This window comes from Paenibacillus sp. FSL L8-0663, from assembly GCF_038008125.1.
Taxonomy (GTDB): domain Bacteria; phylum Bacillota; class Bacilli; order Paenibacillales; family Paenibacillaceae; genus Paenibacillus; species Paenibacillus polymyxa_D.
Genome location: NZ_JBBOYM010000001.1, coordinates 32399 through 46453, shown reverse-complemented (window position 1 = coordinate 46453; position 14055 = coordinate 32399). Strand labels below are relative to the sequence as shown.

At 47.3% G+C, this 14055-nt stretch carries 14 protein-coding genes; 1 reads left to right on the top strand and 13 read right to left on the bottom strand.

Features of this window, described 5'->3' with window-relative positions; all coding sequences use genetic code 11:
• Positions 1 to 56: 56 nt before the first annotated feature.
• From MKY75_RS00215 to pth, 4 genes are all read right to left on the bottom strand, one after another.
• Positions 57 to 1175 carry a peptidylprolyl isomerase gene (locus MKY75_RS00215; RefSeq protein ID WP_209950314.1) on the bottom strand — a complete coding sequence of 373 codons (1119 nt, stop codon included), beginning with the start codon at positions 1173 to 1175 and terminating at the stop codon, positions 57 to 59.
• Positions 1159 to 4686 carry a transcription-repair coupling factor gene (gene mfd / locus MKY75_RS00210; RefSeq protein WP_340883952.1) on the bottom strand — a complete coding sequence of 1176 codons (3528 nt, stop codon included), beginning with the start codon at positions 4684 to 4686 and terminating at the stop codon, positions 1159 to 1161. Before mfd ends, MKY75_RS00215 begins: the two co-directional genes overlap by 17 nt.
• Before the next feature lie 134 nt (positions 4687 to 4820).
• On the bottom strand, positions 4821 to 5051 hold the full coding sequence (locus tag MKY75_RS00205) for an anti-sigma-F factor Fin family protein (RefSeq protein ID WP_007428020.1): 231 nt from the start codon (positions 5049 to 5051) through the stop codon (positions 4821 to 4823).
• Positions 5052 to 5137: 86 nt separating this feature from the next.
• Entirely contained in the window at positions 5138 to 5698 is a 561-nt protein-coding gene (gene pth, locus MKY75_RS00200) for an aminoacyl-tRNA hydrolase (RefSeq protein WP_061831840.1), read from the bottom strand.
• A 196-nt stretch (positions 5699 to 5894) separates the two neighbouring features.
• Here pth and MKY75_RS00195 point away from each other — a divergent pair, with 196 nt between their 5' ends.
• Positions 5895 to 6095 (top strand): hypothetical protein, encoded by a 201-nt coding sequence (locus MKY75_RS00195; protein ID WP_023986434.1) that lies wholly within the window; start codon positions 5895 to 5897, stop codon positions 6093 to 6095.
• A 68-nt stretch (positions 6096 to 6163) separates the two neighbouring features.
• Here MKY75_RS00195 and MKY75_RS00190 read toward each other — a convergent pair whose 3' ends face one another.
• The 9 genes from MKY75_RS00190 to rsmA all read right to left on the bottom strand — a co-directional run bounded on the left by MKY75_RS00190 (position 6164) and on the right by rsmA (position 14052).
• On the bottom strand, positions 6164 to 7117 hold the full coding sequence (locus MKY75_RS00190) for a ribose-phosphate diphosphokinase (protein WP_013308125.1): 954 nt from the start codon (positions 7115 to 7117) through the stop codon (positions 6164 to 6166).
• A gap of 59 nt (positions 7118 to 7176) precedes the next feature.
• A complete protein-coding gene (gene glmU / locus MKY75_RS00185) occupies positions 7177 to 8574 on the bottom strand; it encodes a bifunctional UDP-N-acetylglucosamine diphosphorylase/glucosamine-1-phosphate N-acetyltransferase GlmU (protein ID WP_340883950.1) in 1398 nt (465 codons plus the stop codon).
• Positions 8575 to 8919: 345 nt separating this feature from the next.
• On the bottom strand, positions 8920 to 9207 hold the full coding sequence (spoVG, locus tag MKY75_RS00180; RefSeq protein ID WP_007428016.1) for a septation regulator SpoVG: 288 nt from the start codon (positions 9205 to 9207) through the stop codon (positions 8920 to 8922).
• Between the two features lie 175 nt (positions 9208 to 9382).
• Positions 9383 to 10210: a pur operon repressor gene (gene purR, locus MKY75_RS00175; protein ID WP_013308122.1), complete on the bottom strand. Its 828-nt coding sequence runs from the start codon at positions 10208 to 10210 to the stop codon at positions 9383 to 9385.
• 181 nt (positions 10211 to 10391) lie between these two features.
• On the bottom strand, positions 10392 to 11246 hold the full coding sequence (gene ispE, locus MKY75_RS00170) for a 4-(cytidine 5'-diphospho)-2-C-methyl-D-erythritol kinase (RefSeq protein WP_340883948.1): 855 nt from the start codon (positions 11244 to 11246) through the stop codon (positions 10392 to 10394).
• 144 nt (positions 11247 to 11390) lie between these two features.
• On the bottom strand, positions 11391 to 11570 hold the full coding sequence (locus tag MKY75_RS00165) for a small, acid-soluble spore protein, alpha/beta type (protein ID WP_007428013.1): 180 nt from the start codon (positions 11568 to 11570) through the stop codon (positions 11391 to 11393).
• Between the two features lie 162 nt (positions 11571 to 11732).
• Positions 11733 to 12014, bottom strand: a complete 282-nt coding sequence (gene veg / locus MKY75_RS00160) for a biofilm formation stimulator Veg (RefSeq protein WP_013308120.1) — start codon at positions 12012 to 12014, stop codon at positions 11733 to 11735.
• Positions 12015 to 12215: 201 nt separating this feature from the next.
• The gene (gene yabG, locus MKY75_RS00155) at positions 12216 to 13112 is read right to left on the bottom strand and encodes a sporulation peptidase YabG (RefSeq protein ID WP_340887050.1); all 897 of its coding nucleotides are present in this window, start codon (positions 13110 to 13112) and stop codon (positions 12216 to 12218) included.
• 55 nt (positions 13113 to 13167) lie between these two features.
• Positions 13168 to 14052, bottom strand: coding sequence for a 16S rRNA (adenine(1518)-N(6)/adenine(1519)-N(6))-dimethyltransferase RsmA (gene rsmA, locus MKY75_RS00150; protein ID WP_340883946.1), 885 nt, complete (start codon positions 14050 to 14052; stop codon positions 13168 to 13170).
• Positions 14053 to 14055: the final 3 nt, after the last annotated feature.

The window sequence follows — 14055 nt, the reverse complement described above, 5'->3', positions numbered from 1 at the left end:
TATGGTGATATCTGACCATAGTATTCATCTGTTCCCAATTCCTTATGCATGTTCAGTTATTTACCTTCGTTTGTAGCTCCATCTTTGGCTGTTCCTGCCTTGGCATCGCCCGTACCGTTTGTTGTTGCGCCCGGTGTAGTTGTGCTACCGGCACCAGAAGTTGCACCGCTTTTCTCTTGCGTAGCTGGTACCTTCGGCAGATTGATTTTCAAATCAAGTTTCGTCAAATCATTTTCGGTAAAGTTTTGGATACTTTCCCCGGCCAATTTATTTTTCAGGGCAGCCTTTTCGTTGTCTTTCAATTTATCAAACGTTGGCTCATTGCGGGACTCCACTTTGATCACGTGATATCCGTATTCCGTTTCCACCGGCTCACCGATTTTGTTAATCGGTTGGGTCTCAGCGGCCTCTTTAAAGGCAGGTACCCATTGCGCTACGGATGCATTCTCATACAGACCTCCGTTAGACGCAGAACCTGGGTCTTCTGAATATTTCTTGGCAATCGTCGCAAAATCCGCTCCTCCGTCCAGCTTCGCCTTCACTTCTTTCGCCAGCTTGAGGGCATCCTCTTTTTTGCGCTGTTTCTTTGTTTTAGGATCTTGGAAGTTAATCAATACATGACGCACGGTTGCTGTCGTGAATTGATCTTTATTTTTCTCAAATTCCTGTTTTAGCTGATCATCTGTTACTTTGTTAGTTTCGCTGTTGATTACCGTCATTACACGCGTGAAGTAATCTTTCACACCTTGTTCAGTCAGTTTCTTATCACTCAGAAATGTCTTGAACTTATCTTCTCCGACTGACTTTTTATACTGCTCCAGTTGTTCGTTCCCTTCTTTGGCACCCTGCTCCTTGGCTTTGTCGTCCGCTTTAGCCGCCAGAAGCTTGTACACCACTTCCTGCTTTACAATTTGCTCTCGTACCTGATCCGAAGCTAACGCAGCCTCATACTCTGGGTACAGGAATTTCATCATACTGATTTCTTGGTTGAACTCATTTTCGGTAATCGTTCCACCCTTATAGGTCACGACAACCTTGCTGTTGTCCTTCGGTTCATCCTTGACCTTGTTCTCATCCGGTTGCTTCGTACATGCTGCCAGAACCGATATAGCTAGCAGCGCTGCCATTCCCAAGGAGAGCATTCTCCAAGGTTTTCTTTTATTTAGTTGTGGCATTTTGCAGTTCCTCCTTCAATGTGAATGCTTCTTTCAATGCACTCAAAAATTGTTCCAGCAGTTCTAGCAACTGTGGATCATTTAGACCTTTGCCCTTTATGCGTGCGCTCATAGATGTGCCCTGTTCAAATTGTACACGTCTTTCAAAGCGATTGCCAATCTCGGCAAGTTTGGCGGTCTGTACCGCCTGCTGACGCCCTTCATGGAATTTCAACACGATATTGTCATCCCGTTGCACTATGGACTCGATGCCATACATGCGTCCATATACCTTGAGGCGAGCCACGGCTAGCAAATGACGCACAGCCTCTGGCAGATCGCCAAATCGGTCGACCAGTTCATCCTCCAGTTCAGAAGCCTCGTCAAAGGTACTGACCGCTGCAACCTTTTTATAAATCTCAATTTTCTGGATGCTGTCATAAATATAGTCACCCGGCAGGTAAGCATCGACGCCTAAATCAATCGACGTACTCCAATTCCGATTGGACTGATCCTCTTCTCCAAGTACGCTGACTTTACGTTTATTAATTTCCTCAGCCAGCATCTGCGAGTAAAGATCAAAGCCGACGGATGCGATGAATCCATGCTGCTCAGCGCCAAGCAAGTTACCCGCGCCGCGGATGGACAAATCGCGCATTGCAATCTTGAAGCCGGAGCCCAGCTCTGTAAATTCTTTAATCGACTGAAGGCGCTTCTCCGCCACTTCCGTAAGCACCTTATCCCGCTGGTACGTGAAATAAGCATAGGCAATCCGATTGGAACGACCTACACGCCCACGCAGCTGATAAAGCTGAGATAGCCCCATTTTATCGGCATCATGCACAATGAGTGTATTCACATTGGGAATATCCACGCCAGTTTCGATAATGCTGGTGCTGACCAGGACATCATATTCGCCATCCAGGAAATCCAAAATAGTTTTCTCCAGTTCGGTTTCGGACATCTGTCCGTGACCCACGCCCACCTTGGCCTCCGGTACAAGTGCATTGATCTCGGCAGCCATCTCCTGAATGCCCTGCACGCGATTATACAGATAGTACACCTGTCCACCGCGTGCCATCTCGCGTTCAATGGCCTCACGAACTAGAGTCTGGCTGTGCTCAACCACATAGGTTTGCACTGGAAAACGGTTTTCCGGTGGCGTCTCAATGACTGACAAGTCACGTACACCCAGCATGGACATATGCAACGTACGTGGAATAGGTGTTGCCGTTAACGTCAGCACATCTACGTTCGTTTTCAGCTTCTTCAGCTTTTCCTTGTGAGTTACGCCAAATCGCTGTTCTTCATCGACAATCAGCATTCCGAGATCCTTAAACACCAGATCCTGCGACAACAGACGATGGGTACCAATGACAATATCGACTGTGCCTTGCCGAACTCCTTTAATCGTCTCATTCTGCTCTTTGCGCGAGCGGAAACGGCTCAATACCTGAATATTGAACGGATACCCTGAAAAACGTTCACGGAACGTCTCATAGTGTTGTTGTGCCAAAATCGTCGTCGGTACCAGCACCGCTACTTGTTTGCCCTCAATAGCAGACTTAAAAGCAGCACGAATAGCGACTTCAGTTTTGCCGTAACCTACATCACCGCATAGCAAACGATCCATCGGGCGACTCTGCTCCATGTCCTTCTTAATCTCTTCAATGGCCCGAATCTGGTCACGAGTCTCATCATACGGGAACATATCCTCAAACTCTTGTTGCTCCGGTGAATCCTTTTCAAAAGCAAACCCTGGTGCCGACTGTCGTTCTGCATATAGCTTAATCAAGTCATCCGCAATATCCTGAACCGAGCTGCGCACCTTACTTTTAACCCGTGTCCACTCATTGCCACCCAGTTTATAAATCTTGGGTTCCTTGTCCTCTGAGCCGACATATTTCTGAATCAGATCAATTTGTTCAATCGGCACAGACAGCTTATCTCCACCCGCGTAGAGGACATGCATGTAATCCTTATGGATACCGCCAACCTCCAGCGTGCCGATCCCCATGTACTTCCCGATCCCGTGATTTTGGTGTACGACGTAGTCGCCCACCTTCAGCTCGCTATAGCTCTTAATCCGTTCTGCATTGTCCACATGCCGGCCCTGCTTACGAGCTTTCCGCTGCTTCTGAGAAAACATCTCTCCCTCAGTAATGACTGCCAGATGAATAGATGGCATTTCAAAACCGCTTTGCAGATTGCCGATAGCCATCGTCGGCTCATCAATACCGTAATCTTCAAGCACTCGGCGCATCCGGTCCAGACGTTCATCTCCACTTGCCAGCATCATAACCTGTGTGCCGGCTTTGCGCCAACGATCCATCTCCGCCTTGAGCACATTCATTTGGCCATGGAAATCCTGCATTCCTCGGCAGATGAAATTCAAAATATTTTGTGGCTGGGTATGAGGAACCTGACGGAGGAAAATCGACAGGAACAACGTCTGAAATCTCCGGTTGTACAACAGATTGTCCGCGTCATCTGACAGTTCTAGCTGCGGTAACGTTTTACCGTTTTGAAGCAAATGCAGATTCCATTCTGACTCATCCCGTTCCAGTTGCTTGGCTGTTTCCAGCATACGTGCCGGTTCGTCAATAATCAGAATCGTATCTTCCGGCATATAGTCTGCTAGGGTTTTACGTTCAGGATACAGCAGGGAGATATATTTATAGATTTCGTCAAAATACACATGCTCTCGCAGCAACTCAATTTCACGATGAATCTCTTCTTTCAGGTGCTGCTTAGCTTGACGATCCGTCATTTTGCCCAGCTGCTCCTCCAACAAAATAGCAGCGGCATCCGCCGCCTGGTCCATACGCTGGTTATTCGCAATAACTTCCTTACACGGTGTTACGGCAACGTCCTGAACCTTTTCCACCGAACGCTGATCTTGCGGATCAAACTTACGGATCGAATCAATTTCATCGTCAAACAGCTCCACACGATAACCCCAACGGGTTGTCATTGGATAAAAATCAATAATTCCTCCGCGTACGCTCATCTCTCCACGTGATTCTACACGCTCTACACGTTGGTAGCCCATCTCGACCATATGTAGCAAAAACGCTTCCAGCTGAAGCGTTTCGCCTTCTTTCAGCTCAATACGAGCCTCACGCCATGTTTCCGGGATTGGCAGTAAACGTCGGACACCAGAAAACGGCACGACAACAATCCCACGAAAACCCTGGGCGCAGCGTATCAATACATCAATTCGTTGGGACAATGTCTCTGGACTGGATATGGCAGCTTCAGCAGCTACCAGTTCATTAGCAGGATACAATAAAACCTGATCAGGAGAAAGCGCTTCCTGTAAGTCATCTGCTATTTTTTGAGCGGCAAACATATTGTGCGTCATGACCATTAACGGTCGTCCGGTATCTTCGGCAAGCGCGGCCATCAGTACCTGTCGGGAAGAGCCTGATAAACCTGATATCAGTTGTTCCTTCATCCCTGATGAAATACCTGCTGCAATGGATGCATAATCAGCATCCTTCGTAAAAGCCTGAATAAGTGCTTGTAACAAAAAAGGCACCCCTTTATGCTTATAAATAGTTACATGTAAACCGAAAAAGAAGCCTCAGCAATGCTGCCAAGGCTCCATAAGCGGAATTGCCGCTTCACCTCTCAAGCTGGTACATCCTACCAGTTGAATACCTGTTATTGGAGCGGATTAACGAGCAGACTCAGCTCTGGATTATTCTCCAATGCTTGACTGCAATGCTCGCAAATGACTTTGACGGTCACTTCACCACCCGAATTATACGCTATTATATCTCTACGTTCGGCAGGGGTCAAGGAATGGAAGCCCAACCTTTCTTCGGTTATTGCCGCGGAATCAATTCGTCCCAAGAAAGTTCGACAATGTCTGCATACATAATTAACAACCATGTAATGTATATGCCTCCTGAAAGTTTTCTATACCTTTCAGTATGTCCAACAATCTTCCATTTAAGCCCGTCTGCCTACGTCTGAACTTACTTGTTGAATTCGGCCATCGTCCGTTCAAACGGATGACTCAAGCTGTGTTCTAAGGCGTTGCACGTGTCCTCGATCATTCCGGCCAGTAATTCTTTTTCCTTCTTTGGAAAGGTACCCAGAACATAATCGACAATAGCATGTCCAGGCTCCGGGCGGGAAATGCCCATACGAATCCGATTGAAGGACTGCGTGCCGGTATGCTGAATGATCGATTTAATGCCGTTATGACCGCCTGCGCTACCTTGATAACGCAATCTTATTTTACCGACTTCTGTATCCAGATCATCGTACACGACAATCAGATCTTCCATATCGGCCTTGTAATAGTCCATATAGGCACGTAGAGACTCGCCTGATAGATTCATATAGGTCATTGGCTTAATCAGTACGGTTTTTACGCCACCAATGTGGCCCTCTCCAATCAACGCCTTGCATTTGCTTTGGTTAATCTGGATGTTATGACGCGAGGCAAGAGCATCCAATGCCATAAATCCGACATTATGTCTCGTTTTCTCGTATTGGGGACCGGGGTTGCCCAATCCTACAATCCACTTCATAACCTTGACACCCTCTTTCGCAGTCTTGATTTTTTGGTAAAATAGTTGTATTGAGGATTTTGCAAAAATCTAATAAGCGACTTTCAATGAACAATATATAGATCGAAATGGTCTAGTTCGTCTATATATTGCACTTTGGAGCGACTGGAATCGAATTTTGCAAAATCCTGTTATGAATAGGAAGGTGCGTGCCGGTATGCTCAATCAAGGTGATATCCTCTTATATGACAGCCATTTTCTATATCATTTAAAACATTCCGTTCCTGTCCAGATATATGACGGGAATGTACATATTCAGATTGGCATCGTTGCGCGTTTTAATGAGCATTTTGTCGAAATAGAGGACACACTATACAATCGTCAACGTTTCACATTCATATCTCGCCCAGGCTTTTAGCCTGACATGCTGATAGGGGTTACCTTTTCCATATGGAAAAGGCAACCCCTTTTTTGATGAGCCAGCGCTTATTCGATTTCAAACAGTTTGCTGATCGACAATTCTTCATGCACACGGATGATAGCTTCTCCCATTAATGGAGCCACAGACAATACCTTCAGCTTGCTTGTCGGATTCGGGTGAACGATCGGGATTGTATCCGTCACAACCACCTCTTTTAATGGTGAATTCTCCAGTCTTTCCATCGCAGGACCGGACAGCACAGCATGTGTACAACACGCATACACATCTTTTACGCCGCCTTCTTTAAGCGCATTTGCACCTAATACAATCGTTCCGGCTGTATCAATGATATCATCAATTAAAATAGCCGTTTTACCCTCAATGTTCCCGATGATGTTCATCACTTCACTGACATTTGGTTCTGGACGACGCTTATCAATAATAGCAAGCGGTGCACTCAGGAAGTCCGCCAGCTTGCGCGCACGAACAACCCCGCCATGATCGGGTGAAACTACAATTGGGTTCTCAATTTGCTTGGAACGGAAATATTGGGCCAAAATTGGCGCTCCCAGCATATGATCCACTGGAATATCAAAGAATCCCTGAATCTGCATCGCATGCAAATCCATACTGATTACGCGGTGAGCTCCCGCTTTTTCAATCAAGTTAGCGACAAGTTTCGCTGTAATCGGATCGCGTGAACGAGCTTTACGATCCTGACGAGCGTAACCGTAATATGGCATAACGACATTGATACTTTTGGCAGAAGCGCGTTTAAGTGCATCAATCATAACCAATAACTCCATCAAGTTGTCGTTAACCGGCAGACAAGTTGACTGCACAATATACACATGGCAGCCGCGTACGCTTTCCGACAGCTTAACCTGGATTTCACCGTCACTAAACGATGTGGTATGGGATTCCCCCATTGGGATGCCGATATAGTCCGCAATCTGGTGGGCTAACTTCGGATTGGAGTTACAAGTAAATATTTTGAGTTTGGAATCGCAATAAGTCATTAATAGAAACCCTCCGTGCTGGTTCATTCATTACAGATTCAACAGCTTGCTGATTAAGGTCATTCCGATCTTTTCTTCTTCGCTTTGGCACGTGCGCGGATTTTGTCCGCATATCCGGCTTTGTTCTCTTGACGTGGTCTGGCAATGGCCAGATCGTTATCAGGGACAGCATGTGTTACAGTGGAGCCTGCTACAACATAAGCACCTTTTCCAATCTTAATCGGGGCGATCAGATTCACGTTGCTGCCAATAAAGGCATCGTCTTCAATTTCTGTAATGGATTTATTATATCCATCATAATTGACCGTTATTGCCCCGCAGCCAATATTTACGTTTGTACCCACCTTGGCATCACCGACATAGCTCAAATGAGACACCTTGGAATGATCTCCAATGGTCGCATTTTTCACCTCAACAAAATCACCAATTTTCACATGTTCGCCAAGCTTCGCGCCTGGACGCAGATAAGCAAACGGCCCCACAGATGTACTGCTTCCCACTTCCGCTTCGTTCAACACCGAATGTTTTACCGTCGCGCCTGAATGGATAATCGTATTCTGAATCTCAGCCTGCGGACCAATCACACAATCTTCTCCGATTTGTGTTTGACCATGCAGCCATGTGTTCGGGTACAGTACCGTATCGGAACCAATAATAACCTCGCTCCCGATATAGGTAGAAGACGGATCAATGACAGTGACGCCATTCAGCATATGCTTGCGAACGATGCGCTCACGCATATAGCCCTCAGCTACCGACAAAGCGACTCTGTCGTTAACACCAATGGATTCAGACACATCATGTGTCAAATACGCCTCAACCTGCTCACCTTCACCATGCAAAATACCAATGACATCTGTCAGGTAATATTCCTGCTGTGCATTGGTGTTCGTTACCTTGTCCAGCGCTGCAAACAGCTTGGCATTGTCAAAGCAGTACGTTCCCGTATTGATCTCCCGGACAGCATCTTCCTCAGGTGAACAATCTTTCTGTTCCACGATCTTGAGCACGGCCCCGGAAGCATCACGAATAACTCGTCCATATCCTTTCGGGTCGTCCAACTCAGCGGTCAGAATCGTCGCAGCCGCCCCACGGCTCTCGTGCAGTTGCACCAAGCCCTCCAGCGTTTCCGCTGTGATCAAAGGAGTATCCCCACAAATGACAATGGTTGTACCTTTTTCCTGACCGAGCAAGTCCTTGGCTTGCTTGACAGCATGGCCCGTTCCCAACTGCTCTGCCTGAAGCGCATATTCTGCCGACGGTCCCAAATAAGACTGTACCGCCTCTGCTCCGTGACCCACGACGACTACACTTCGGGACACACCGACTTCACGAACCGTGTCGAGCACATGCCCGACCATCGGTTTTCCGCACACCGGATGCAGAACTTTATATAATTTGGATTTCATACGTTTTCCCTGCCCTGCGGCAAGAATGACTGCCAACCTTTCCAACAAGTCCAACCTCCTATCCTGAAAATAACAGTTACCCCTTGGCTAAAACGTTAATTCCCAGATCAGATTTTGCTTAACTTTTCACAATCCTCCTGAAAAATAACGGCGAACCTTTGGTTAATGGCTATTTTTTCAGGCCAGCTTGTGCTGGACATTCATCCCCGGGACGCATCGCTGCCTAGTCCCTGTCTTATGAAAAAGCCGCTTCGGCAGCCCGGATGGCTCCAAGTTGCCTTAAAACTGACTGTTAACTCACTAAAGAATATATCTCATTCCAGACAAAAAGAAAAGAGAGCCACAGTTAGTGGCTCTCTTTTTCTTTTGTTCCCCAATCCTGCTTTAGGCGAATTAAGCGCCTTCTTCAATAGCAACTTCTTCATCCACAGCTGCACGTTCGTACTCAGTCAATACAGCAGCTTGGATCTTCTCACGGGTTCCTGAAGATATCGGGTGAGCGATATCGCGAAACTCTCCGTCTGGAGTTCGTTTGCTTGGCATAGCCACGAACATCCCGTTATTACCGTCGATAACTCGGATGTCATGAACAACAAACTCGTTATCAATCGTAATGGATGCAATCGCCTTCATTCTTCCCTCTGAGTTCACTCGGCGGAGTCTAACATCCGTAATCTGCATGTGTGTTTCACCACCTTTTTCCAAATAGGACTTGGTGTATACATTCCACACAGCAGTTCGAAATCCTTCTTTTTTTCGGCAATTCGTATCCTAAATTCAGGTAATTTTTTTGAAAAGATTTCTTTTCGACATATTTAGGTATTTTATGATGGATTGTGACAATTTACTGCCTTGTTCACTCATCAAAATAATTGCCCAGCTTGACCGTAATTTGCTTGCTTCGAGAATCGACTGCGGTCAGATTCGCCAGTGAAATATAATCGTGCAGCAGGCGCTCTTCGTTCTCCACCTCGCCCGATTCTACCAGCACACCTACACCGGCCACCTCAGCATCAAACTCAGCCAGCAAGTCGACCATCCCCTGAATCGTGCCCCCGGCCTTCATAAAATCATCTACGATGAGCACACGCGATTTCTCACGCATCGCACGTCTGGATAAAGACATCGTATGCAGGCTCTTTTGTGATCCTGAAACATAATTAATACTTACAGCCGAGCCTTCTGTTACCTGATGATCACGCCGTACGAGAACGACTGGCAAATTCAGCTGTGCTCCGGTTGCATAGGCAAGTGGAATACCCTTGGTCTCCACCGTCATAACCACATCAATCTGACGATTGGCAAAAGCGGTTGCGAATATTTTACCAGCTTCGTTCATCATCGCAGGTTGGCCCAGCAAATCGGACAAATACAGGTATCCTCCCGGTAATATGCGGTCAGGCTGCTCCAGTTGCGCACACAGGTCGTTCGCAAACGCAAGCGCATGCTGCTTGGAAAGCCTCGGGATCAGTTTCACGCCCCCTGCCGCTCCCGCCAGCGTCAGAAGCTCGCCAGTGCCCTCATCCTCAAATACTTCCTTGATGATGGCCAGATCCTCGCTTATGGACGACTTAGCTGCCCCGTAGCGATCCGCAAAATGAGTAAGAGGCACCAGCGTATGCGGCCGTGACAACAAAAATTGCGTCATTTCCACCAATCGTGAGCTTCTTTTAAGTTTTTTCACAACAATTCCTCGCGATCTATTCTCCTGCCGCCCGCTTTGTACAGTAAAGCACCGGCGGACTGGCCGGTTGCTGGCGGAATGTAAGTGATATAGTAAAATCCGAATATTTAATAGTAAATATATCATCTTCGTACGTATTTGTACAACAATTACCACTATAATAAGAAAAAAGTATCTAAAATCAGGTCAAAAGTCGTACTGCATACACATCTTTACAGAACCCTCTTAGTCCATTGTAAATCCGTGGCACTTTGGCTTCCTTCGATACCAGTCCGAACACCGTAGGTCCACTACCTGACATCAGCACACCGTCTGCTCCTAAGCGAATCATGGAGTTTTTGAGATGCTCTACCTCTGGATACAGCTTTAGTGTTACATCCTCAAGTACATTCCCCAGCGCGTTGCATACATCGGTAAAAGAAGCGTTACGGATCGCATGCTCCATCTGGCGGGCAGACGGGTGGTACGCAATCTGATCTGCTTTGACACGACCATACACTTCTGCCGTCGATACATTAATCGGCGGCTTCGCAAGGATCACCCAGCATTGTGGCGGATTCGGAAGTGGCTTGAGCAGTTCTCCGCGTCCGCTCGCTAAAGCTGTACCCCCTGTAATACAGAAAGGTACATCTGAGCCCAGCTCCGCACCCAGCACCCTCAATTCTGCATCCGAGATACCAAGCTTCCATAGCTTGTTCAGTCCACGCAGCGCTGCGGCAGCATCACTACTTCCACCCGCTAACCCTGCCGCCACCGGGATGTGCTTATCCAGATGGATGTGGACGCCCGTAGACACGTTATAACGTTCTTTGATCAGACGCGCAGCCTGAAAAGCCAAATTCTTTTCATCCAATGGTATGTACCCGGCTTGACTTGAAATAATAATGGTATCACGCGGTAACTCGGACATCGTCAATCGGTCAGACAGATCGACCATGGTCATAATCATTTCGACCTCGTGATAACCATCGTCCCGCTTACGTAGAACATCAAGCATTAAATTGATTTTCGCCGGTGCTTTTTCATATATTTTCAAGGCGTTCACCCACCTTCAACTTTTCCCTCAAGACAGCTTAACATATTATATCAGACTCAGCGTGTCAAGTCATGAGGTTCAAAAAAGCGGAGATAACCCGGTCTAATCCCGGATATCCCCGCTTTTCATCAGCACCACCGATGTTTACGATTTGCGGGAAGCTGCCTGCTCGGCAAGTTGGATAGCCCGCTTGACCATATTGCCCGCATCCTTGGCTTTAATGCCTCCCCAGCCTTCTTCCTTGACCGTGTCGTAAAATCCAAGATCTTTGGCCAGCTCGTACTTTAGCTCCTCCGACATGACACTCCGTCTTCTTCTGCTCATACATACGCCCCCTTCGGCAATGGAATAAGGAAGATCATTCCCGGCTTAGTATGTGCAGAGATGTCATGCTTCATCCTGCTCTGTATATACAAAACGGCCCCGTCATTTGAAATGACGAAGCCGTCGTTAAACCTGCAAAGCTGGTATAAATCACGAAATCAATTAAGGTGTTTCAAAATATTCGACTACACTTGTATGGGAGTCGGGATCATATACGCTGACTTCCACCGACTCGGTAAGAATGTCAGCATAGCTGTAGGAGACACGTTTAAACGTCTGTTGCTCCTGATCCAGCTTGACGATAAAAACAGAAGGGTACGTTTCTTCCAAGACACCAGTTCGTTCGACGGTCTTACGGCGTCCGCCGTTAGCCCGCAGCAAAATTTTTTGCCCTACATGTGCGTCGAGACTGCGTTTGATTTCCAACAGCGTATTTTTAGCCATTGCCTAACGACCACCTCTTTCCTTGTCCATTATAACGAATTTTAGAGGGATTGTCAAATCAAGCTAAATATTATAACAACACGAAAAATAAGTTGTCAATTTAATTTTTTGCGTACAGGAATAATTTATATAAAAAATGACAAAAAGCCTCTGAAAGCAGAGGCTTTTTGTTCAAGTCAATCCTATTGGCACATTTGAATCCTAGATTGCAGAAGGCGTTACTTTAAGCGTTGACAAATTTTCAAGCTTCGGCAGGCCGATGCGATAGCTTCCTCTGGTTTCAATTCCACCCACTCCGCGACTGCCGCTGATTGTCTGGTGAAACAGGTCCCCCATATTCACCGTATCACGGATCGAAGTAAAGGCCGCCTTGGCAGCCACGTAAACGGGGTCCAGCGCGTGAATCAGGATACGCCCTGGTGAGCTGGCGAAGTTCGCTCCCGCACGTAGCAGCGCCTCAAAATGGGATTGGCACGCCCCCGCTACAATCGTCAGCGAATCCAGATGACGTTCATATTGTCTTGCTACCTGAATTGCCGCCACAAAATTTTGCGAATTTTTATAACTTTTCAAGCTGTACAAATCGTAAGGCTGTGGCTGCTTCAGCACACCGTCATGTCCGGTAATGACTACGATATCCGGACGGATACGGGGAAGCAGTCGGTACAACGTGTCCGCCATTGCCGATTCGTGAACGTGATGTCCCTCTGCAGGAACACGGAGCTGTTCATATAAAGTAAGACATTTTTTCAGATAGCTGGGATCTCCATCCAGATGAAGAACCTTTCCCGGCATTTCAAAATACGTTGACTCGACCGGATCACTCCAGTCCCCTACGAGAGCTGCCTGACTACGAGCAGCTTGCTGCTGGCGTGCCCGTTGCAAGAGATTAAGAGACTCACCAGCCTTAATGTGGGCCTGCTGAGTCTTACCGCTAATCTGGTCTGCAGGCACTCTGACCAGATCGTTCACCGGAGAATCAGCCAGCAGCCGAAATTCTATTCCCTTAATGATCGCTTTATCCCGCTGGATGTCCTCAACACGGAACGTGACATCTCCGCCGTACGATTTCCGAACGACCAAGTCTCCTAAACTCATCACACTGTATCACCCCTCCTATATCGTATGGGTGAATGCACAGTTTGGTTCCAGCTTAGGATATACCTGCCTCCAACAGCACAGCGCTGAGACGCGCAAATTCCTCAATACTTAGCGTTTCTCCTCGACGGGAGGGTTCAATACCAGCCTGTTGCAACAACGGCTCCAGCGTGTCCCTGTTCTCTTTGGTGAAGAAACGGCTTTTTAAGTTATTGGAGATGGTTTTACGACGCTGGGCAAAAGCAGCATGAACCACTTCAAAGAAGTGCTTCTCATCCACCACTTCCACCGGAGGGGCTTCCCGTACACGCAGCCGGATGACTGCAGACTCCACATTCGGCTGGGGAATAAATACTGTATTCGGCACAGTACAGACTAATTCAGGTTCGCTGTAATATTGCACCGCAATGCTCAGACTGCCGTAATCCTTCGTTCCAGGAGACGCAGCCATGCGTTCAGCCACTTCTTTTTGGATCATAACGACGATATTCTCCAGAGGGAGCTTGTCCTCCAGCAGCCTCATCAGAATCGGTGTAGTAACGTAGTACGGCAGATTAGCCACGACACTTACTTTGCTCACGTCTGCAAAATCGGCTGCGAACACCTCGCGCAAATCCAGCTTCAGCACGTCTCCATGACGTACCTTCACATGCTCGTAAGGGGCCAACACCTCTTCGAGAATTGGCAGCAGCCGCTGGTCAATCTCGACAGCGGTAACTGTCTTGGCCGATTGCGCCAGTTTCTCAGTCAAAGCGCCAATCCCAGGACCGATCTCAAGTGCACCCTTCGTCTCATCCAATCCGGCAGCATTTACAATCTTATTGAGAATATTTTGATCAATCAGGAAATTTTGTCCCAAGCTCTTTTTGAACGAAAAACCGTGCCGTTGAATAATTTCCTTCGTACGCCGCGGTGTTGCTATATCTTGAATCCCTGTCATACG

Excerpts from the sequence above, each read along its gene's own strand:
- MKY75_RS00215 (WP_209950314.1), bottom strand. The coding sequence starts at position 1,175 with ATGCCACAACTAAATAAAAGAAAACCTTGGAGAATGCTCTCCTTGGGA.
- MKY75_RS00205 (WP_007428020.1), bottom strand. The coding sequence starts at position 5,051 with ATGGTTGTTAATTATGTATGCAGACATTGTCGAACTTTCTTGGGACGA.
- pth (WP_061831840.1), bottom strand. The coding sequence starts at position 5,698 with ATGAAGTGGATTGTAGGATTGGGCAACCCCGGTCCCCAATACGAGAAA.
- MKY75_RS00195 (WP_023986434.1), top strand. The coding sequence starts at position 5,895 with ATGCTCAATCAAGGTGATATCCTCTTATATGACAGCCATTTTCTATAT.
- MKY75_RS00190 (WP_013308125.1), bottom strand. The coding sequence starts at position 7,117 with ATGACTTATTGCGATTCCAAACTCAAAATATTTACTTGTAACTCCAAT.
- spoVG (WP_007428016.1), bottom strand. The coding sequence starts at position 9,207 with ATGCAGATTACGGATGTTAGACTCCGCCGAGTGAACTCAGAGGGAAGA.
- MKY75_RS00165 (WP_007428013.1), bottom strand. The coding sequence starts at position 11,570 with ATGAGCAGAAGAAGACGGAGTGTCATGTCGGAGGAGCTAAAGTACGAG.
- veg (WP_013308120.1), bottom strand. The coding sequence starts at position 12,014 with ATGGCTAAAAATACGCTGTTGGAAATCAAACGCAGTCTCGACGCACAT.
- yabG (WP_340887050.1), bottom strand. The coding sequence starts at position 13,112 with ATGAGTTTAGGAGACTTGGTCGTTCGGAAATCGTACGGCGGAGATGTC.
- rsmA (WP_340883946.1), bottom strand. The coding sequence starts at position 14,052 with ATGACAGGGATTCAAGATATAGCAACACCGCGGCGTACGAAGGAAATT.